The 19,931-nt window shown below is 73.5% G+C and carries 17 protein-coding genes, 1 tRNA gene and 2 pseudogenes; 9 read left to right on the forward strand and 11 right to left on the reverse strand.

From position 1 onward, the window contains the following. Positions 1-120, forward strand: a pseudogene (locus PU704_RS18460) (IS481 family transposase); the annotation flags it as partial. Here the strand turns inward: PU704_RS18460 and PU704_RS18465 are convergent. The 4 genes from PU704_RS18465 to PU704_RS18480 form a co-directional block, all read right to left on the reverse strand. Then, positions 73-2,370 carry a phage/plasmid primase, P4 family gene (locus tag PU704_RS18465; RefSeq protein WP_277552423.1) on the reverse strand — a complete coding sequence of 766 codons (2,298 nt, stop codon included), beginning with the start codon at positions 2,368-2,370 and terminating at the stop codon, positions 73-75. The pseudogene PU704_RS18460 and the gene PU704_RS18465 overlap by 48 nt on opposite strands. Next, positions 2,367-2,531 (reverse strand): hypothetical protein, encoded by a 165-nt coding sequence (locus tag PU704_RS18470; RefSeq protein ID WP_277552425.1) that lies wholly within the window; start codon positions 2,529-2,531, stop codon positions 2,367-2,369. The genes PU704_RS18465 and PU704_RS18470 overlap by 4 nt, the downstream gene beginning before the upstream one ends. Beyond that, the gene (locus tag PU704_RS18475; RefSeq protein ID WP_277552427.1) at positions 2,528-2,716 is read right to left on the reverse strand and encodes an excisionase family DNA-binding protein; all 189 of its coding nucleotides are present in this window, start codon (positions 2,714-2,716) and stop codon (positions 2,528-2,530) included. The genes PU704_RS18470 and PU704_RS18475 overlap by 4 nt, the downstream gene beginning before the upstream one ends. 212 nt (positions 2,717-2,928) lie before the next feature. After that, a complete protein-coding gene (locus tag PU704_RS18480) occupies positions 2,929-4,335 on the reverse strand; it encodes a recombinase family protein (protein WP_277552429.1) in 1,407 nt (468 codons plus the stop codon). Between the two features lie 18 nt (positions 4,336-4,353). Here PU704_RS18480 and PU704_RS18485 point away from each other — a divergent pair. The 4 genes and pseudogenes from PU704_RS18485 to PU704_RS18500 form a co-directional block, all read left to right on the forward strand. After that, positions 4,354-5,691: pseudogene (locus PU704_RS18485) on the forward strand (YifB family Mg chelatase-like AAA ATPase); the annotation flags it as partial. Positions 5,692-5,729: 38 nt separating this feature from the next. Then, on the forward strand, positions 5,730-6,956 hold the full coding sequence (locus tag PU704_RS18490) for a DNA-processing protein DprA (RefSeq protein WP_277552431.1): 1,227 nt from the start codon (positions 5,730-5,732) through the stop codon (positions 6,954-6,956). A gap of 9 nt (positions 6,957-6,965) precedes the next feature. Further along, positions 6,966-7,916, forward strand: a complete 951-nt coding sequence (locus PU704_RS18495; RefSeq protein ID WP_277552433.1) for a tyrosine-type recombinase/integrase — start codon at positions 6,966-6,968, stop codon at positions 7,914-7,916. A gap of 317 nt (positions 7,917-8,233) precedes the next feature. After that, complete coding sequence (locus PU704_RS18500; RefSeq protein ID WP_047805220.1) at positions 8,234-8,737, forward strand: DUF3145 domain-containing protein; 504 nt, start codon at positions 8,234-8,236, stop codon at positions 8,735-8,737. Between the two features lie 99 nt (positions 8,738-8,836). On the opposite strand, the gene PU704_RS18505 is transcribed toward PU704_RS18500, so the two are convergent. The 6 genes from PU704_RS18505 to aceE all read right to left on the reverse strand — a co-directional run bounded on the left by PU704_RS18505 (position 8,837) and on the right by aceE (position 16,954). Further along, the gene (locus PU704_RS18505; RefSeq protein WP_277552436.1) at positions 8,837-10,096 is read right to left on the reverse strand and encodes a beta-ketoacyl-[acyl-carrier-protein] synthase family protein; all 1,260 of its coding nucleotides are present in this window, start codon (positions 10,094-10,096) and stop codon (positions 8,837-8,839) included. Positions 10,097-10,208: 112 nt separating this feature from the next. Beyond that, on the reverse strand, positions 10,209-10,454 hold the full coding sequence (locus PU704_RS18510; protein WP_017833742.1) for an acyl carrier protein: 246 nt from the start codon (positions 10,452-10,454) through the stop codon (positions 10,209-10,211). A gap of 207 nt (positions 10,455-10,661) precedes the next feature. Further along, the gene (locus tag PU704_RS18515; RefSeq protein WP_277552445.1) at positions 10,662-11,729 is read right to left on the reverse strand and encodes a beta-ketoacyl-ACP synthase III; all 1,068 of its coding nucleotides are present in this window, start codon (positions 11,727-11,729) and stop codon (positions 10,662-10,664) included. Positions 11,730-11,840: 111 nt separating this feature from the next. Continuing rightward, positions 11,841-12,755, reverse strand: a complete 915-nt coding sequence (locus PU704_RS18520) for an ACP S-malonyltransferase (RefSeq protein WP_047805223.1) — start codon at positions 12,753-12,755, stop codon at positions 11,841-11,843. A gap of 78 nt (positions 12,756-12,833) precedes the next feature. Further along, complete coding sequence (locus PU704_RS18525) at positions 12,834-14,108, reverse strand: PucR family transcriptional regulator (RefSeq protein ID WP_075871660.1); 1,275 nt, start codon at positions 14,106-14,108, stop codon at positions 12,834-12,836. A gap of 107 nt (positions 14,109-14,215) precedes the next feature. Beyond that, positions 14,216-16,954, reverse strand: a complete 2,739-nt coding sequence (gene aceE / locus PU704_RS18530; protein ID WP_277552448.1) for a pyruvate dehydrogenase (acetyl-transferring), homodimeric type — start codon at positions 16,952-16,954, stop codon at positions 14,216-14,218. A 435-nt stretch (positions 16,955-17,389) separates the two neighbouring features. On the opposite strand from aceE, the gene PU704_RS18535 reads away from it, so the two are divergent. The 4 genes from PU704_RS18535 to PU704_RS18550 all read left to right on the forward strand — a co-directional run bounded on the left by PU704_RS18535 (position 17,390) and on the right by PU704_RS18550 (position 19,435). Beyond that, entirely contained in the window at positions 17,390-17,806 is a 417-nt protein-coding gene (locus PU704_RS18535; RefSeq protein WP_047804578.1) for a DUF3052 domain-containing protein, read from the forward strand. Positions 17,807-17,843: 37 nt separating this feature from the next. Next, positions 17,844-18,302, forward strand: a complete 459-nt coding sequence (locus tag PU704_RS18540; RefSeq protein ID WP_277552451.1) for a peroxiredoxin — start codon at positions 17,844-17,846, stop codon at positions 18,300-18,302. A 28-nt stretch (positions 18,303-18,330) separates the two neighbouring features. Further along, a complete protein-coding gene (locus tag PU704_RS18545; RefSeq protein ID WP_277552453.1) occupies positions 18,331-19,233 on the forward strand; it encodes a Sir2 family NAD-dependent protein deacetylase in 903 nt (300 codons plus the stop codon). Positions 19,234-19,362: 129 nt separating this feature from the next. Further along, positions 19,363-19,435, forward strand: a tRNA-Val gene (locus tag PU704_RS18550). A 14-nt stretch (positions 19,436-19,449) separates the two neighbouring features. On the opposite strand, the gene PU704_RS18555 is transcribed toward PU704_RS18550, so the two are convergent. Continuing rightward, positions 19,450-19,713, reverse strand: a complete 264-nt coding sequence (locus PU704_RS18555; RefSeq protein ID WP_047804581.1) for a hypothetical protein — start codon at positions 19,711-19,713, stop codon at positions 19,450-19,452. Positions 19,714-19,931: the final 218 nt, after the last annotated feature.

Genomic DNA, 19,931 nt, shown 5'->3' on the forward strand with positions numbered 1-19,931 from the left:
GCGATAGGGGTATGGGTGAACCACTTCAATTACCATCGGCCCCATACCGCCTGTGGCGATCAGCCCCCGGCCTCACGCGTCCCGGCCCGTGCTAGTAACGTCATGCCCTCTTACATCTAGGAACCGGCCGACGTGGTCGGCGCCGGCGTGGTAGTTCTCGGTCGCGGCGACGATGGCGGCGGGCTCGTCGAGGCCGTCCCGGTGCCGGTAGTCCTCCCACCCGGCGACGGTCCACGACAGGACGGCGTCGGCGTCGGCCTCTAGCTGCTCGGGGAGGTCCTTCACGGGGCGGCGGCCGCCGGTGTCGAACTTCTGGTCGAACGGGATCACGCGCAGTCGCGCCCAGATCGCGGGGTCGTCTCCGTCGACGCGGGGCAGGTGGTTGGTGATCAGCGCCAACGTGTGCGACGCGTTGAACTCGACGAAGTCCTGTCGCATGCGGCGGGCGCGGATCCGGTCGCCGCCGGTGAGGCGCTTGACGGTGGACATGGCCAGCTTGCGGCCCTCGTCGGTCTCGGACACGACTGCCCACCGGACGCCGCGGAGGTCCATTTCGCCGGTCGGGTGGGCGCCGTCGCGGTGCAACAGGAGGTCCGGCTCGACGACGGTCGCGTACTCGCCTAGGGCGAACCCGAGGGCGCCGTAGAACGTGCCCTTGCCGTTGCGGCCGGTGCCGGTCAGGATCGCTAGCTTGTGCTCGAGGACGCGGCCGGTGAGGGCCTGGCCGACGTATCGGGCTAGGAATGCGCGGACGTCGCTGTCGGGGAGGGTGCTGCTCAGGAACCTGGCCCACCGGGACCCGTCGAGGTCCTCGGGTCGGTAGGCGCCGCGGGTGACCTTCGTGATCCGGTCGGCGGGGTCGTGTGGCCGTAGGGCCATGGTGCGGAGGTCGAGGGTGCCGTTGGCGGTGTTCAACAGCCACGGGTCGGCGTCGAGGTCGTCGATCGTGCGGGCGAACGCGGGTAGGTCCTCGGCGATCTTCAGGACGCCGCGTTGTGCTGCGTCCCTCTCGATCTTGCGGAGGGCGTTCACGCGGTCGCGGTCGCGGTCCTCGAGGGCGGCGCGTAGGTCCTGGGCGAGGACGTCGATCAACGCGCGGCGGGCGTGGCCGACCTTGTCTTCCTCCCATCGGCGGCCGTCCCACGCGAACCAGCCGAACCCGTGGACGTGCATGAGGCGGTCCTGGTAGGCGGTGGCCAGCCGGTAGGCCATGCGGGTCTCGCCCTCGTGCAGATCGGCCGTCGCGGGTGTGCCGGCCGGGGCCGTGATGGAGCTCGCGGCCGTCGTGGCGCTCGCGGTGGTCCCGGGGGTGAACACGTCCCGGAGGTCGCCGGCGCTGGGCTGGCCGCCGCGGTCGGGCAGGATCCGCTCGAGCGGCCACGGGTCGGCGGTGCCGGTGTCCCACCCGCTCGCGAACGTCGCTTCGAACGTGGCCGGGCCGTCGTCGTCGAGGACGCCGTTCTGTTGGCACGCGGCGCGCAGGGCGTCGTGGACCTCTGCGCGGGTGAGGCCGTGGTCGGCTGCGTGTCCGAACCACAGGGCGGCGTCGTTGAGGGCCTGGTTCCGGCCGCCGGTGGTCTCGCGGGCGAGCCGGGTAGCGGTGGCGGCCAGGGACCCGCGTAGGCGTCTGCGCGTGCCGTCCTCCTCCGGCTGCGCGCCGGGGGTGGGGAGCGTGGGCGTGGCTGCGGTGGTGGCCGCCGGGGCGGCGCGCTGCGGGCGGTGGGTGTCGAGCCAGTCGGCGAACCGCTCGGCGCCGTCGGCGTCTCCAGTGCCCTCGACCAGCCGGGACCACGCGAGCCGGTAGGGGCGGGGGCGGCCGGTGACCTCGTCGCGGTGCTCGGCCTTGGTCCGCATGGTGCCGGGCAGGAACACGAGGCCGGTCGTCTTGACGTCGACGCCGGGGTGTTCGGTGAGGCCGTCGATCTTGTCGCCGGTCGGCCGGGCGGGGGAGGGGACGTAGTAGTGCGTCCCGGCTCCTCCGGTGTGGACCTCGGCGTAGATGGGGACGCCGGCGGCGGCGAGCGCGTCGCGTAGGGCTGGGGCGTCTCCGCCGTTGCGGGGGTCGACGTCGAGGACGGCGAACGCGCCCGGGGCCATGACGGCGGCCAGGTGCGCGCCGGGGGCCTCGCGGTGGTGGGTGATCGCTGCCCGGTTCCCGTCGGTGCCGGTGACGCCCTTCCACGCGGGGAACCGGTCGCCGAACGTGAGGACGGGGTGGCCGGCGGCGGTCAGGGCGTCGAGGAACTCCTCGACGGGGGCGGACCCGAACGCGTGCTGCGTCGTATCCTGGTGGTGATCGTTGCGGCCCGCGTGATTGATCTCGACGCCCTCCAGGTTCTCGGCCTGGGGGGCGTTGCTCGTGCTCGTCATCGGTGGTCGCCTCCCGCCGGGGTGCTGGGGGCGAGGAGGGCGGCGACGCGCTGCAGCTGCTCGTCGGTCATCGGGGGCCACGCGGCGGCGACGGTGGCGGCGTGGTCGGCGAACCGGCCCCGCGGCGTGGTGGGTGTGGTGCTCGTGCCGGTGGCGGTCATCGGGCACCCCCGGTGGGGGTGAGGAGGGCGCGGACCTCTTCGGCGTCGAGACGGATGTTCCGCCCGAGGCCGTAGCGGGTCAGGGTGCCGTCAAGGACGCGCCGTTCGATGGTGCGGCGGTGGCATGACAGGTGCTCGGCGGCTTGCCGGATGGTCCAGAATTCTTCGGGCGCGGTGTCGCGCATGGTGGATACCTCGCAGGTGTGTTGATACCTGCGCGGCTCCCGTCACATGTGCCCTCGGTCGTGAATTCCTCTGGGGCGGACGGCGATGCGCTTGTGTGCCTCTGGACTCTTGGTGGATCTACGTTCCCCGCCGGTTGGTGTCCCTCACGATGGACCCGGCGGCTACTCGTGGCGTCAGATTAACACAGGGTGTGGCGGGGTGACAGCGGCGGCTACGCCTTCGGGGTGATGCGGATCGTCTCGGGGCGGAAGTAGGGCTGTCCCGGCTTCCACCCGGCCGGGCGGCCGCGGGGGCTGGGGAGGATCACGACGTCGGCCAGGGCGCGGACGATAGCGCGCTGACGGTCGACGGGGGCGTCGAGGAACATCTGGCCGGGGTCCGGGGCTGCGGCGAGGTCCTCGAACCCGGTGGACGCGGCGGCGGTGGCCAGCCGGTCGCGGGCGTCGTCGAGGCGGGACTGTAGGCGCTCGGTCGCGGTGCGGACCTGGGCGGCGGTCAACATGCCGTCGGCGTAGTCGAGGCCTAGCTGGTCTAGGCGGGCGGTCAGCGCGGCGACCTCGGCCCGGGTGCCGTCGAGGTCCACGCCGTCGGCGGGGGATAGGGCGCGGCGCAGGGCCTCTGGCCTCCGTAGCAACTCGACGATGACGTCCCGGACGAGCTCGTCGGTGAGGTCGCGGCTGCGGGCGACGTGGCGGCCGTCCTGGGGGCACCGGTAGACGGTCAGCTCCCGGGACTTTCCGGCCTGGCACGCCAACCCGCAGACGCCGCACGTCGCCACGCCGGTCAGGAGGTTCGGGGACCCGTCGCCGGTGTTCGTGATCCGGGCGGGGTCGGTGAGGATGCCGACGACGGCACGCCAGGTGTCCTCGTCAAGGATCGGTGGCCACGCGGCGGCGCCGATGACTTCGCCCTTGTGCTCGATCATCGCGGCGTTGCGGGCGCGGAGGAGGACGACGCGGAGCGTGGTGCCGGTGAACGGCTTGCCGGTCGTGGTGCGCGCCCCGGCGGCGTTGACCTCGGCCGTCAGCGCGCGCATGGATCGCCCCGCGAGGACCTGGGCGGCGGCGTAGCGGATCGTCGCGGCCTCCTCCTCGCGGATCGTGACCCCGTCGTCCTCGTACCCGTACGGGCGGCGGCCACCGCGCCACTGCCCGGAGGCGGCGGCTTGGGCCTTGGCGCGGATCATGCGTTCCCGGCCGTGCTCGATCTCGCGTTGGGCGATGGTGGCCAGCAGCTTCGCGGTCATGCGGCCGTCGGGGCTGGATAGGTCGAGGTCGCCGCCCTGCACGGTGGCGACCTTGGCGCCGGTGGACTCAATCAGGTCTAGGAACTGCTCGAGCTCGGCGGTGCGGCGGTGTAGGCGGTCGGCGTGCCATGCAATCACGGCGGTGAACTCGCCGGACCGCAACCCGGCGAGGAGGCGTTTGTACCCGGGGCGGCCCTTGCGGCGGTCGTAGGCGGACAGGTCGTTGTCGTCGATGACCTCGGCGACGGCCCACCCGAGGCGGGCGGCGACGGCGCGGCAGTCGGCTTCCTGCCGTTGGACGCCGAGGCCGGCGCCAGCCTTGTCGTTGCTGATGCGGACGTAAATTGCGGCCCGCGGGCGTGTCTCTTCCATAGCTGTCAGTATCCACGGTTCGACCTCGCCATCGTGCTGAGCGCCCTGCAGGCCGCCGGATCCGTGCCGGCGACCGGCCGCACCGTCTTCCTGGCCGAGCTCGGCCTCGACGGGGCGCTGCGACCGGTGCGCGGGATCCTGCCGGCGGTCATGGCGGCGGTGCGGGCCGGGCACGAGCGGATCGTCGTCTGCGAGGCCAACGCCGCCGAGGCCGCCCTGGTCCCCGGTGCCCGGGTGGCGGGCTACGGTTGCCTCGCCGAGGTGCTCGCCGCCGCCGGCGCCGATCCGCGAGGGCTGCACCGCCCCGCACCGGCCGCCCCCTCCGCCGTCGCCCCGTCCACGACCGAGCAGGGGGACCCGGGACCCGGCGGAGCGGTACCGGACGGGGCGGCCACGAGCCCCGACCTGGTCGACGTCGCCGGTCAGGAGGACGGCCGGCTGGCCCTGGAGATCGCCGCCGCGGGCGGGCACCACCTGCTCATGGTCGGCCCGCCCGGTTCCGGCAAGACGATGCTGGCCGAGCGCCTGCCCGGGCTGCTGCCCGACCTCGAGGACGACGCCGCCATGGAGGTGACCGCGATCCACTCCCTCGGCGGCCCTGCGCAGCGGCGGACCGCGCTGATCCGGCGCCCGCCCTTCGAGGCGCCGCACCACACGGTGTCCTCGGCGGCCCTGTGCGGGGGCGGGACGGGGATCCCGCGGCCCGGTGCCGCCTCTCGCGCCCACCGCGGGGTGCTGTTCCTCGACGAGGCGCCGGAGTTCGACCGCGGCGTGATCGACGCCCTGCGCCAGCCCCTGGAGAGCGGGCGGGTGACGATCGACCGGGCGGTGGCCTCGGCGGTGTACCCGGCCCGGTTCCAGCTGGTGCTCGCCGCGAAACCCTGCCCGTGCGGACAGTCCGGAGGCCGCGGGGCGGACTGCACCTGCACCCCCCGGGTGCGCCGGTCGTACTTCGGCAAGCTCAGCGGCCCGCTGCTGGACCGCGTGGACCTGCAGATCACCGTGCCCAAGGTCTCCTACGGAGAGCTCGCCTCCGGGGCGGGCCGTGCGGAGCCGACGGCCGCCGTGGCCGCCCGGGTCGCCGCCGCCCGCGGCGCGCAGGCCGAACGCCTCCGCCGGCTGGGCCTGCGCACCAACGCCGAGCTCGGCACCGCTCTCCTGCACGGGCCCCTGCGGCCGCCGCGGGCCGTCACCGCGCCGCTGGAGCGGGCGATGGACCGGGGGGCGCTGACGGCCCGGGGGCACCAGCGGGTGCTGCGCGTCGCCTGGACGCTCGCGGACCTCGACGGCCGCGGCGCGCCGGCGGTGGAGGACGTGGACACCGCCCTGTACTTCCGCTCGCTCGTGCCCGCCTGACCGCGGCACCGACCCGACCGCACTGAAGAGGACCGCCCATGCATCCCGCCCCGACCGCTCCCCGCGCCGCCGGTGAGGGCGTGCGGCTGGCCCGCGCCGGGCTCTGCCGCCTCGTGGAGCCCACGGACCCCACCGCCATGCTGCTGCTGGCCACCCTCGGACCGGTCGCGGCCCTGGAGATCGCCGCCGGCCGGCGCCCGATCCGCGCGGCCGAGCACGTCGCCCTCGTCCGGGCCGCGGCGGAGGCCGGGTACGGTCCCCGGCAGGTCGACCTGCGCCGCGCACTGGAGCGCTGGGCCGGCCGCGCCGCCGGCCTGGACCCCGCCGCGGACCTCGCCACGGCCGCCCGGGCCGGGGCGTGGTACGCGGTGCCGGAGGACCCGGACTGGCCGGAGGCGCTGGCGGACCTGGGGCTGTTCCAGCCGATCGGGCTGTGGGGCCGGGGCCGGCGCGGGCTCCTCCGGTTCCCCGCCCGCCGTGCGGTGGCCGTGGTCGGCTCCCGCGACTGCTCCGGCTACGGCCGCGGGATCGCCCTGGACCTCGCCGGTGCGCTGGCCTCGCGCGGCTGGACCGTGGTCTCCGGCGGCGCCTACGGCATCGACCAGGCCGCCCACACCGCCGCCCTGGCCACCGGCACGGGCGCCCCGCCCACGGTCTCGGTCATGGCCTGCGGCATCGACAGGCTCTATCCGCCCGGCAACGACGAGCTGCTCCGCGGCGTCGAGGCCTTTGGGCTGCTGCTGAGCGAGGCGTCGCCGGGGTGCACGCCCAGCCGCTACCGCTTTCTGCAACGCAACCGGATCATCGCCGCCCTCTCGGCGGGGACCGTGGTCGTCGAGGCGCGGTGGCGCTCGGGCGCCCAGAACACCGCCCACCACGCGGACGGCCTCAGCCGCCCCGTGGGCGCCGTCCCCGGCAGCGTCCTCGCGGGGACCTCCGCCGGGTGCCACCGCCTGGTCCGGGAGGGCAGCGCCGTGCTGGTCACCGACGTCGACGACGTGCTCGAGCTGCTCCAGCCGCTGGGCGCCGCCGCGGCGGCCACCGACCCCGCCGACGCCGCGGAGGGACCGGCCGCGGTGGTCGACGGGCTCTCCCAGCCCGACCGCGTGCTGCTGGACGCCCTGCCGCTGTCGGCCCGCAGCCGCCCGGAGCGCCTCGTGCGGGTCGCCGGTCTGTCCGCGCGCGAGGTCCTCGGCGGACTGCACCGGCTCGAGGAGCGCGGGCTGGCCGAGGGGTCGGAGGAGGGCTGGCGCCGCCGTCGCTAGACTCGCCCCATGAGCACCGCTCCCGCCCCGCTGCCGACGGCCGTGACCCGCGCCCTGGAGCGGTACGCGGAGCATCTGCGGCACGAGAAGGCGCGCAGTCCCCGCACCGTCGGCGCCTACACCTCGGACCTGCGGGCGCTGTTCGCCTGGCTGCACCAGCGCTACGCCGTGGCCACGCCCGCGGCCGTGGACCTGGACATGCTGCGGGCGTGGCTGGCCACCCGGCACGCAGGCGGCGCGGGTCGCTCCTCGATGGCGCGCTGGACGGCCTCGGTCCGCGGCTTCTTCGGCTGGGCCGCCGCCACCGGTCTCGTGGGCGCCGACCCGAGCCTGCGGCTCGTGGCCCCCCGGCGGCAGCGCCACCTCCCGGACGTCGTGCCCGCCGACGGGATGCGGGCGCTGCTCGACGACCTCGCCGGGCGCGCCGCGGACCCGGGCGCCGCCGGGCCCGAGGGCGCCCTGCGCGCGCGGGACCGGGCGCTCCTGGAGCTGCTCTACGCCACGGGCGCCCGGGTGAGCGAGCTCGCGGGCGCCGACGTCGACGACCTCGACCGCAACCGGCGGGTGCTCACCGTGATCGGCAAGGGCGACAAGCAGCGCACCGTGCCCTTCGGGCGCCCCGCCGACGAGGCGCTGCAGATCTGGCTGGCCCGGAGGCCGCTGCTGGCCACGGCCGGGAGCGGGCCGGCGCTCTTCCTCGGGTCCCGGGGCGGGCGGATCGACGTCCGCCAGGTCCGCCGGGTCGTGGAGCGCGAGCTCGGCACGGTCCCGGACACCGCGGCGCGCGGGCCCCACGCGCTGCGCCACTCCGCCGCCACCCACCTCGTGGACGGCGGTGCTGACCTGCGCACCGTGCAGGAGCTGCTGGGCCACGCCTCCGTGGCCACCACGCAGATCTACACGCACGTCTCCGTGGACCGGCTCGGAGCGGTGTACCGCCAGGCCCACCCGCGCGCCTGAGGCCGCGCCTGCGTCCGGGGCGAGCCGGCGCCGACGGCCGCGCGACGTCGCACAGGTTGACGGCCCCGGAAACCGTGCAGTTGAATGAGATGCGTAGTGTATCCACCGCTCCGGACCGGCCGGCAGGTCGCGGACCGGGGCGGCGGGTACGGCACCGGGCCGACCGGACGCCGTGCGGGCCTCGAATCCCTGCGGTGCACGGGCCGGCCGCACAATCGCATCGCCCGGGAGCGGCCCGCACACCGCGACCCGGCGGGTGGGGCCGTTGCCGTGCAGGGCGTCGGGGAAGACGTACCTACACGACGGAGGAGCAGGTCATGTCTTCACCCACCACGCGCGGAGTGCTCTACGTGCACTCCGCGCCACAGGCGCTGTGCCCGCACATCCAGTGGGCGCTGGAGTCGGTCGCGCGCCAGCGCACGGAGCTGGAGTGGACCCAGCAGAACGCCGAGCCGGGCACCGTGCGCGCCGAGCTGGAGTGGTCGGGCCCCGCCGGCACCGGCGCGCTGCTGGCCTCCGCCCTGCGCACGATGGGCCGGCTCCGGTTCGAGGTGACGGAGAACCCCTCCCGCGGCCACGACGGCGCGCGCTGGTCCTTCACCCCGGACCTGGGGATCTTCCACGCCACCACCGACGCCGCCGGCAACATCATGGTCTCCGAGGACCGGATCCGCTACGCCTACGAGACCGCGGCCGGCAATCCGCTGCTCGTGATCAACGAGCTCTCGCTCGCCCTCGGCGAGGCCTGGGACGAGGAGCTGGAGCCGTTCCGGCACGCCGCGGAGGGCGCTCCGGTGCGCTGGCTGCACCGGGTCGGCTGAGCGCACTAGGTCCCGCTCCGCCTCCGAGGGGCCGGCACACGCCACGAGGGTCGCCCCGCGATGCGGGGCGACCCTCGTGGCGTGTGCCGGGCGGACCGGTCAGACGGTGCGGAACGCGGCGACGGCGTTGTGCCCGCCGAAGCCGAAGGAGTTCGACACGGCGACGAAGTCCCCGCCCGGCAGGTCCCGGGCGTCCGTGACGACGTCGAGGTCGATCTCCGGGTCCTGGTTCTCCAGGTTGATGGTGCACGGGGCGGTGCGGTGGTGCACGGCGAGGACGGTCAGCACGGCCTCCACGGCACCGGAGCCGCCCAGGAGGTGCCCGGTCATGGACTTGGTGGCGGAGACGCACATGTCGTCCACGGCCGAGCCGAAGGCGCGCCGCAGGGCACCGGCCTCGGGGGCGTCGCCCCGGGGAGTGGAGGTGGCGTGGGCGTTGACGTGCTTGACGTCGCCCGGCGCGAACCCGCCGGTCTGCATGGCCTCGTCGAGGGCGCGGGCCGCGCCGCGGCCCTCGTCGTCGGGCGCGGTGATGTGGTAGGCGTCGGAGGTCAGCCCGGCTCCGGCCAGCTCCGCGTAGACGCGGGCGCCGCGGGCCTTGGCGTGCTCCTCCGACTCGAGCACCACGGCGCCGGCTCCCTCGCCCATCACGAAGCCGTCGCGGGCCGTGTCGTAGGGCCGGGACGCGCGCTCGGGCTCGTCGTTGCGCTTGGACAGCGCCTGCATCGAGGAGAACGCGGCGATGGTCACGGGGTGGATCGCGGACTCGGCCCCGCCGACCACCACGAGGTCGGCCTTCCCGGAGCGGATGAGGTTCATGCCCTGGTAGAAGGCCTCCGTGCCGGAGGCGCAGGCCGAGACGGGGGTGATCGAGGCGGCGCGGGCCTTGAGGTCCATGCCGACGGCAGCGGCGTTGCCGTTGGGCATGAGCATCGGCACGGTCAGCGGCATGACGCGGCGGGCCCCGCGCTTCTGCAGGGTGTCGTAGGCGTCGAGCAGGGTCCAGACCCCGCCGATGCCGGTGCCGAAGGCGACGGCGAAACGGTCGGGGTCGACCTCCGCGGAGTCCTCGGCGTTGGGGCCGGAGAACCCGGCGTCCGCCCAGGCCTCGCGGGCGGCGATGACCGACAGCTGCCCCGAGGGGTCCAGGCGCTTGGCCTCGACGCGGGAGAGCACCTCGCCGGCGGGGGTCGAGACCGGCGCGGCGATCCGCACGCCGAGATCGTAGGTGTCCACCCAGTCGTGCTCGATGGCGCGGACACCGGAGACGCCGGTGGTGGCGCTGCGCCACAGCTCGGGGACGGTGCCACCGATCGGGGTGGTGGCACCGAGACCGGTGACGACTACTTTGCGGGTCATGACTGCACTTCCTCGTGTCCTGGGATGAAGCGGTGGGCGGCCCGCCCGGGGGCGGGTCGGCGGGACGCGGCGGTTCCTGCGCCCCGCCGCGTCCCGCTGACGACCGGCCGAGTCAGGCCTGGGCGTTGTCGATGAAGTTGACGGCGTCCTCGACGGTCTTGAGGTTCTTGACCTCCTCGTCGGGGATGGTCACGTCGAACTTCTCCTCGGCGTTGACCACGATGGTCATCATCGAGATGGAGTCGATGTCCAGGTCCTCGGTGAAGGACTTGTCGAGCTGGACCGCCTCGGTCTCCAGACCGGTCTCCTCGTTGACGATCTCCGCCAGGCCGGTCAGGATTTCCTCTTTGCTCGCCATAGTGTGGCTTCCTTTCTGTGCGGCTGCCGGGGCAGCCGGTGGTGACGGGCGCTCCCGGTCGGGTGCCGGGCGCATCTGTCCCGGTCAGGCCGTGCGGCCGGGCCGGGGGACAACGGGTGTGCGGTTCAACCCTACGACGAGTCGCAGAGGCCCCGCGCCGGATCCGACACGTGCCCGGACCGGGATCCGGGCACGTGCCGCCGGGGATCAGGGGAGGACGACGACCTGCGCCCCGTAGACCAGGCCGGCGCCGAAGCCGATCTGCAGGGCCAGCTTGCCGGACAGCTCCGGGTGCTCGGCGAGCAGCCGGTGCGTGGCCAGCGGGACGGAGGCGGCGGAGGTGTTGCCGGCGTCGGCGATGTCGCGGGCGATGACCACGGAGTCCGGCAGCTTCAGCGTCTTGGCCATCTGGTCGATGATCCGCATGTTCGCCTGGTGCGGGATGAAGGCCCCGAGGTCCTCGGGCCCCACGCCGGCGACGTCCATGGCCTCCTGGGCCCGCTTGGCGACCTCCCACGAGGCCCAGCGGAAGACCGTCTGCCCGTCCTGGCGCAGGGTGGGCCACAGGGTCGCGTCCCCGCGCACCTCACCGGTCTCCGGATCGAGGAGGTCGGGGGAGGGCGTGCGCTCCCGGCCCTGCTCCACGGCGCGGACGTCCGTGAGCGGGTGGGTCATCCGGATGGCGTCCCACTTGGAGCCGTCCGAGCCCCACACGGACGGGCCGATGCCGGGGGTCTCGGAACGGCCGACCACCGCCGCGCCGGCGCCGTCGCCGAGCAGGAACGAGATGGAGCGCTCGCTGTTGTCGATGACGTCGGAGAGCTTCTCCACACCGATGACCAGCACGTAGTCCGCCGCCCCGGAGCGCACCAGGGCGTCGGCCTGGGCGATGCCGTAGCAGTAGCCGGCGCAGGCCGCGGAGATGTCGAAGGCGGGCGCCGGAGTGGCTCCCAGCCGCTCCGCGAGGGCCGCGGCCGCGGAGGGGGTGAGGTAGGGGAAGGAGATCGTGGAGACGATCACCCCGCCCAGCTGCGAGGCCTCGATCCCGGCGGCGGCCAGCGCCTCGCGGGCGGCGTGCTCGGACATGTCCAGCACGCTCACCTCCTCGGCGGCGCGGTGCCGGGTCCTGATGCCGGTGCGCTGCTGGATCCACTCGTCGGAGGACTCGATCCACTGGCACACGTCGTCGTTGGTCACGACCACGTCCGGGCGGTAGACCCCGAGGCCGAGGATGCGGGAGTGCGCGTTGTTCTGCTGCTGCTTCAGGGTCACCACAGGGGTCGTTGCTCCTTCGTGCGGCCGGGCGCGACGGTCGGGCCTGCTGGGCGGGGCGGGGCGGCTGCTCCGGCCTCGGGACGTGCTGCGCACCGGGTGCGCAGGCGGACGTCAGACAAGGATACTCCGGGCCTGCGCCAGGTCCTCGGCGGAGTTCACGGCCAGGGCCGGCACGCCCTTCATGGCGCGCTTGGCCAGGCCGACCAGGGTCCCTGCCGGCGGCAGCTCGATCAGCTGCTCGACGCCGCGCTCCAGCAGCGTCTGCGTGCACAGGTCCCAGCGGACCGGGCGGCATACCTGGGCCACGAGCGCGTCGAGGGCCGCCGCGCCGGAGGCCACGGGGGCGCCGTCGGCGTTGGAGAGCAGCGGGTGCACGGGGTCGGCGGGGGAGAGGTCCGCCACGAGCTCGCGGAGGGGCCCGAGGGCGGGGGCCATGTGCTCGGTGTGGAACGCCCCGGCGACCTTCAGGGGCACGACACGGGCCCGGGCGGGCGGGTGCTCGGCGAGGGCGGCGAGCTGCTCGAGGGTGCCGGCGGCGACGGTCTGCCCGCCGCCGTTGGCGTTGGCGGCGGTGAGCCCGGCCGCCCGGATCGCGTCGCGGACCTCGTCCTCCTTCCCGCCCAGGACGGCGCTCATGCCGGTGGGCAGGGCCGCGGCGGCCTCCGCCATGGCGTTGGCGCGGGTCCGGACGAACGCCATGGCGTCCTCCTCGGTGAGGACCCCGGCCAAGGCGGCGGCGGTGATCTCCCCGACGGAGTGCCCAGCGAGGACCAGGTCCTCCCGCCCGGCGCCGATGCGGTCGGCCAGCAGGCGGCCGGCCACGAGCCCGGCGGCCACGATGAGCGGCTGGGCCACGGCGGTGTCCTTGATGGTCTCCTCGTCCGCCTCGGTCCCGTAGTGCACGAGGTCCAGCCCGGCGGCCTCGCCCAGCCGCTCGAGGTGGGGGCGCACGCCGTCGAGGGCGAGCCACTCGGTGAGGAAGCCGGGTTTCTGGGAGCCCTGTCCTGGGCAGACGATCGCGATCACCCTGACAGCTTGGCAAGGAAGCGCCGCGCGGCGCGGGCGCGGAGGCCACCAACCCGCGCGGCGGTGTTTGTAGGGAAGCTACAAGACCGGTGCCGGGGCGGGGGCGGAGGTGTCGAGCGGCGCGCAGGAGTCGGCCAGCCGCCCGGCGAGCAGGGCGCAGTGCAGCACGAACGCGTCCCGCGGGACGAGGGGGTCCCAGCCGGTGAGGTCGCAGATCCGGCGCAGCCGGTAGCGGACCGTGTTCGCGTGCACGAACAGCTCCCGGGCGGTGGCCTCCAGGGAGTGGCCCACGGAGACGTAGGCCGAGAGGGTCTCCGCCAGCCCGGTGGCCGATCGGGTCAGCGGCCGGTAGACCGACTCGACCATCGCCGCGCGCGCCGCCTCGTCCCCGGCCATGGCCCGCTCGGGCCACAGGTCCTCGGAGTGCACCGGGCGCGGCGCGGCCGGCCAGGCCGGCGCCACGGACAGGGCCGCGTGGGCGAGCCGGGCGGACCGGCCCGCCTCGAAGATGGTGGGGGACTCCGGGCCGTAGGCGACCGGTCCGGGACCGAACGCGGCGGTGAGCTTCTCCAGGGCGGTCTCCCGGTCCACCAGACCGCCGAGGATGAGCACCAGCCGGTCGCCCTGGATGGAGACGAGGGAGTCCTGCGCGTGGCGGGCCGCGAGCCGCCGCAGCCGGGCGACCGTGGCGGGGCCGGTGGCCTCCGGTGCGGAGCCGGTGAGCACGGTGACCGGGCCGGTCGAGGCCCAGCCCAGGGCCGCGACACGGGAGCGCAGGGAGTCGGAGTGCTCGCCCCGCAGGATCCCGTCCACGACCAGGGACTCCAGCCGGGCGTCCCAGGACCCCCGGTTCTCGGCGGCCCGCGCGTAGACGTCGGCGGCGGCGAAGGCGATCTCCCTCGAGTACCGCAGCACGGCCTCGCGCAGCGCGGCCTCGTCGTGGTGCTTGGCGAGCTCGGGAACCTTCTCCTCGACCACGTCGACCACGATCCGCAGCAGCTGCAGCGCGTGCTGCAGCGAGATGGAGCGGGTCAGCTCGGTCGGGGCGCTGCGGAAGACCTGGGTGAGCACCCACAGGGGCTCCTCCGGGTCCTCGTACCAGCGCACGAACGAGGAGATGCCGCGCTGGGCCACCAGGCCCAGCTCGGAGCGCTCGTCGGCGCGCAGCTCCTCGAACCAGCCGAGGTCCGTCTCGAGACGGCGGGTGGCGACCGTGGAGATCGCCCCCAGGTTCGCCTTGAGGTTCTCGAGCGTCTTGGGGTGCGGCGGGGTGACGGGACGGGACTTGTCGGTGGGCCGCTTGCGCGAGGGGCGCAGCCAGCGCGCCGTCGGGTTCCCGTCCTGTCCTGCCATGCCCCGAGCTTAGAGCACGCTCCCGCCCCCGCCCGACCGTGACGACGACGGCGCCCCGGCCACCCGAGCGGGTGGCCGGGGCGCCGTCGAGCGCCGGTGGGCTCGGCTCAGGCGTCGCCGCCGGCGTTGCCCGAGGTCCCGGCGTTGACGTCGTGCAGGCGGTACTTCTCGATCGCCTCGCCCGGGGTGCGCCAGTCGACCTCGCCCCGCTTGGCGAGCATCTCGAGCGCGCGCACCACCATGGAGTGCGAGTCCACGTGGAAGAAGCGGCGGGCGCCCTGGCGCGTGTCGGCGAAGCCGAACCCGTCGGTGCCGAGGGACGCGAACTCGTTGGGCACGAACTGGCGGATCATGTCCGGCAGGTCCGAGCTGAAGTCCGAGGACGCGACGATCGGCCCGGTCGCCCCGGCGAGCTGCTGGGCCACGAACGGCGTCCGGGTCCCCTCGCCCGGGTTGAGGAACGACTCCTTCTCCGCGGCGAGCCCGTCACGGCGCAGCTCGACCCACGAGGTGACCGACCACACGTCGGCGGAGACGCCCCAGTCCTCGGCGAGGATCCGCTGGGCGTCCAGGGCCCACGGCACAGCCACGCCGGAGGCGAGCAGCTGGGTGCGGGGCCCGTCCTTCTCGGCGGGCTTGAGCAGGTAGATGCCCTTGAGGATCCCCTCGACGTCCACGTCCTCCGGCTCGGCCGGCTGCTGGTAGGGCTCGTTGTAGACCGTCAGGTAGTACATGACGTCGTGGTCCTCGTCACGGCTCCCGTACATGTGCTCGATCCCGCGCCGGACGATGTGGGCGATCTCGTAGCCGTAGGCCGGGTCGTAGTGGACCACCGCGGGGTTGGTCGAGGCCAGGATCGGGGAGTGCCCGTCCGCGTGCTGGAGCCCCTCGCCCGTGAGCGTGGTCCGCCCGGCGGTCGCGCCGATGAGGAAGCCGCGGGTCAGCTGGTCGGCGGCCGCCCAGAACTCGTCGGCCGTGCGCTGGAAGCCGAACATCGAGTAGTAGATGTAGACCGGGATCATCGGCTCGCCGTGGGTGGCGTAGGAGGTTCCGGCGGCGGTGAACGCCGCGCTCGCCCCGGCCTCGTTGATCCCCGGGTGGAGGATGACGCCCTGCACGGACTCCTTGTAGGCGAGCATGAGCTCGCGGTCCACGGAGAGGTAGTTCTGCCCGTTGGGGTTGTAGATCTTCGCCGTGGGGAAGAACGAGTCCATCCCGAAGGTGCGGGCCTCGTCCGGGATGATCGGCACGATCCGGTGGCCGAAGTCCTTCTCCCGCAGCAGGTCCTTGAGGATGCGCACGAAGGCCATGGTCGTGGCGGCCATCTGCTTGCCCGAGCCCTTCTTGGCCGACTTGTAGGCGGCGTCGGTGGGCAGCGTGATCTCCTGCTGCTGGTGCGGGCGGTCGGGGACGAACCCGCCCAGCTCCTTGCGCCGCTCGAGCAGGTACTTGATCTCCGGGGAGTCCTTGCCCGGGTGGTAGTACGGGGCGTTGTAGAGGTCCTCCTCGATCTGCTCGTCGGAGACCGGGATGCGCAGGTGGTCGCGGAAGGCCTTGAGGTCCTCCAGCGTCAGCTTCTTCATCTGGTGGGTGGCGTTGCGCGCCTCGAAGTGGCTGCCCAGCCCGTAGCCCTTGACGCCCTGGGCCAGGATGACGGTCGGCTGGCCCTTGTGCTCCATGGCGGCCTTGTAGGCGGCGTAGACCTTGTGGTAGTCGTGCGCGCCGCGCTTGAGCTCCCAGATCTCGTCGTCGCTCATGTCCGCGACGAGCTCCTTGGTGGCCGGGGACTTGCCGAAGAAGTGGTCGCGGATGAACCCGCCGGACTCGGCCTTGTAGGTCTGGTAGTCGCCGTCCAGGGTCTCGTTCATGATCCGGACCAGCTCACCGTCCTGGTCCTTGGCGAGCAGCTGGTCCCACTCCCGGCCCCACAGGACCTTGATGACGTTCCAGCCGGCGCCGCGGAAGAAGGCCTCCAGCTCCTGGACGATCTTGCCGTTGCCGCGCACCGGCCCGTCCAGGCGCTGCAGGTTGCAGTTGACCACGAAGGTGAGGTTGTCCAGCTTGTCGTTGGCGGCCAGCTGCAGCGCGCCGCGGCTCTCCACCTCGTCCATCTCGCCGTCGCCCAGGAACGCCCAGACGTGCTGGTCGGAGGTGTCCTTGATCCCGCGGTTGTCCAGGTAGCGGTTGAACTGGGCCTGGTAGATCGCGTTGAGCGGGCCGATGCCCATGGACACGGTGGGGAACTGCCAGAAGTCCGGCATGGACCGCGGGTGGGGGTAGGACGACAGGCCGTGGGGCGCCTTGGTCTTCTCCTGGCGGAACGCGTCCAGCTGCTCCTCGGTGAGCCGCCCCTCCAGGTAGGCGCGCGCGTAGTTGCCCGGGGCCGAGTGGCCCTGCCAGAACACCTGGTCGCCGCCGCCGGGGTGCTCGGGGCCGCGGAAGAAGTGGTTGAGCCCCACCTCGTAGAGGGTCGCCACACCGGCGTAGGAGGAGATGTGCCCGCCCACCCCGATCTCGGGGCGCTGGGCGCGGTGCACCATCACGGCCGCGTTCCAGCGGAGGTACGCGCGGTAGCGCCGCTCGACCTCCTCGTCACCGGGGAAGTCCGGCTCCTGGTCCACGGGGATCGAGTTGACGTAGTCCGTGGTGGTCACCATCGGCACGCCCACGCTCTTGGCGCCGGCGTGCTGGAGCAGGGCGCGCATGATGTACTGCGCCCGTTCCGTGCCCTGCGTCTCGATCAGGCCCTCGAAGGACTCGATCCACTCCCGGGTCTCCTCGGTGTCGGAGTCCTTGAAGTTGTTGGTCAAGCCACTGAGGATGTGGTGGTTGCTGGATGAAGGCACGTTGAACCTCTCTTCGTCGAGTTGCCGGGCGGAACCCGGGCGAGCGCACGCGCGAGCGCGGCCGGGCCGTTCCGACAGTCTCAAAATACCCGCCGACCGCTCCGCTTCCCGGGCGCCACCCGCGGGGGTGGGGCGTCCGGGGACCGGCCCGCCGTGCGGATCGCGCCGGCAGGGTGTTCCAGGCGTACGGGGTGTCTGTTGGCACCATGTTTCCACACCCGGGACCGACCGTCACACGCGGGCGCGGCCCACGATTCGGGGGGACGTCACCGTGCGGGAGCTTGAAAGACACCCTGATCCGGTGTTGTCTGGGAGATGAAGCCGGTATCCGGCCCGCCACCGTGCCCCCGCGGTCCGCCGACGGGCAGGCGGAGCCCCGCACCGGTACGCAGTGCGCGGTCGCTCGTCGGCCCGATCCCAGAAGGAGCAAGAACAGTGAGCGAGGCCAAGACCACCGCGGGCGACGCGGTAGTCCAGCTCGGTTTCAAGGATGGCGACTACATCCAGGAGTTCGGATACGACGAGGACGTCGACCTCGACCTGAGGGAGGGCATCGAGGACCTGATCGGTTCCGACCTGCTCGACGAGGAGGACCAGGAGGTCGTCGACGCCGTGCTGCTGTGGTTCCGCGAGGGCGACGGCGACCTCGTGGACACCCTGGTGGACGTGCAGACCACCCTGGACGACGGCGGCGTGGTGTGGGTGCTGACCCCCAAGGCCGGGCGCGACGGCTACGTGCCACCCGCCGAGGTCCAGGAAGCGGCTCCCACGGCGGGGCTGCACGTGACCACGACCGCGCGGGTCAGCGCGGACTGGGCCGCGACCCGTCTGATGCCCAAGCGCAACGTCTGAGCACGCGCCCCGGCGTCCACACCACAGGAGACCACCCATGCCCGAGATCGGCGACACCGCCCCGGACTTCACGCTGCCGAACCAGTTCGGCGAGCCGGTCACCCTGAGCGGGCTGCGGGGAAAGCCCGTGAGCATCGTCTTCTACCCGTTCGCCTTCTCCGGGACCTGCACCGGGGAGCTGTGCCGGCTGCAGGACAACCTGGCGGTGTTCGACGACGCCGGCGTGAAGCTGCTGGCGGTGTCCGTGGACTCCAAGTACGCGCTGCGGGCGTTCGCGCGGGAGGAGTCCTTCGAGTTCGACCTGCTCTCCGACTTCTGGCCGCACGGGGCCGTGGCCGAGCGCTACGGCGTCTTCGACCCCGTGGCGGGGCAGGCGGAGCGGGCCACGTTCGTGCTCGACTCCCAGGGCGTCGTCGTGGACGTCTTCCGGGCCGAGCCCGGGACGCCGCGGGAGCTCGAGGCCTACCGCGCCGCCCTGGCAAAGCTGCCGGCCTGAGGCCCCGGCGCCGTCCGAGCGACCAGCGATGCCCACCGTACGCGCCGGCTACGGCGCCCCCGTCAGTCCCGACCAGTTCCCCGATCCCGACGCCGCGAGCCTGGACGAGGGCCTCGACGCGGCGGTGCCGCTGCTGTCCGGGCGCCGGACCGCGGTGCTGACGGGAGCGGGGATCAGCACCGACTCCGGGATCCCGGACTACCGCGGACCCGGCTCGGTCCCGCGCACCCCCATGACGTTCCAGGAGTTCATGGGCAGCTCCGCGAAGCGCAGCCACTACTGGGCGCGCAACCAGTACGGCTGGCGGCACCTCGAGCAGGCCGACCCCAACCCCGGCCACGGGGTCCTCGCCCGGCTGGAGGGCGCCGGAGCGGTCGCCGGCGTCGTCACGCAGAACATCGACCGCCTGCACCAGGCGGCGGGCTCCCTCAACGTCGTGGACCTGCACGGGCGCTTCACCCGCGTGCTGTGCATGCGGTGCGGCACGCGGATCCCGCGGGCGGTGCTCTCCGACCTCTTCGACGAGCTCAACCCCGGCTTCTACGACTCGATCGGCTCGCCGGAGAACATCGAGTTCGCCCCGGACGCCGACGCGGTGGTGCCGCGCACGGCGGGATTCCGCGTGCCCGACTGCCCCGTCTGCTCCGGGATCCTCAAGCCCGACGTCGTCTTCTTCGGCGAGAACGCCCCGCGGCCCCGGGTGCTGCGGGCGCTGCGGATGGTGGACACCGCCGACGCCCTCCTGGTGGTGGGCTCCTCCCTCACCGTGAATTCGGGCCGCCGGTTCGTCCGGCACGCCGTGCGCGCCGGCGTGCCCGTGCTGATCGTCAACCACGGCCGGACCCGCGGGGACGCCGCCGCCCGGGTGAAGGTCGACGCCCCGGCCACCGAGTTCCTGGTCCGGCTCGAACAGCGACTCGCCCGCCCGTAGAATGGGGCACGGATGTGGCGAACACCACAGCCGTGAGGGGTGCCCGATCTGGTTACCGGTCGGTAGCACCGGGTAGCCTGTTCCGGAACCGGGTGCTGGCGGTTGCGAAAATCGTCCACCCGGTTGTCAGGGTCCTTAGCTCAGCTGGTAGAGCGCCACGTTTACACCGTGGATGTCATCGGTTCGATCCCGGTAGGACCCACGTGCCGGCCCCGGCTAGCGGAAGTACACCTGCTTCCCCCCGGCCCGCCGGCAGACGACCACGATGCTCCCCTCACGGTCCGCCTTCTGGGCCTTCTTCACGTAGGCGGAGGCCTTGCCCCCGCACAGTGCCGCGGCCTTCTCGCTGGCGCGCGTGATCGTGGCCTCGTTGAGCACCTCATTGCCGCCCACGACCACGTCGACCTTGCCGTTGGCGGCGGCGGCCGGTGCGAACCCGGGACCCGACCACAGTGCGGCACACGCCACGGCCCCGATCACCGTTCTCCTCCACGCCTGCATCCCTACCCCCTGGACTCTGTGTGCGATGGCACCACGGTAGGGCCGCCGACCCGGTGCAGGGAGTTTGTGACAGAGGGTGTCCGGCGAGCTGTCCGCCGGGTCCGTCGGCAGGGTGCCTCCGCCACCGGGCGCCTCCGTGGGTCCCGTGAGCGGGGCGCCGAGCGGGGAACGGACCGAGCCGCCCGCCAGGGTTTGTA

Origin of the sequence: Kocuria oceani, assembly GCF_029524215.1 — a bacterium.
Classification (GTDB): Bacteria; Actinomycetota; Actinomycetes; order Actinomycetales; family Micrococcaceae; genus Kocuria; species Kocuria oceani.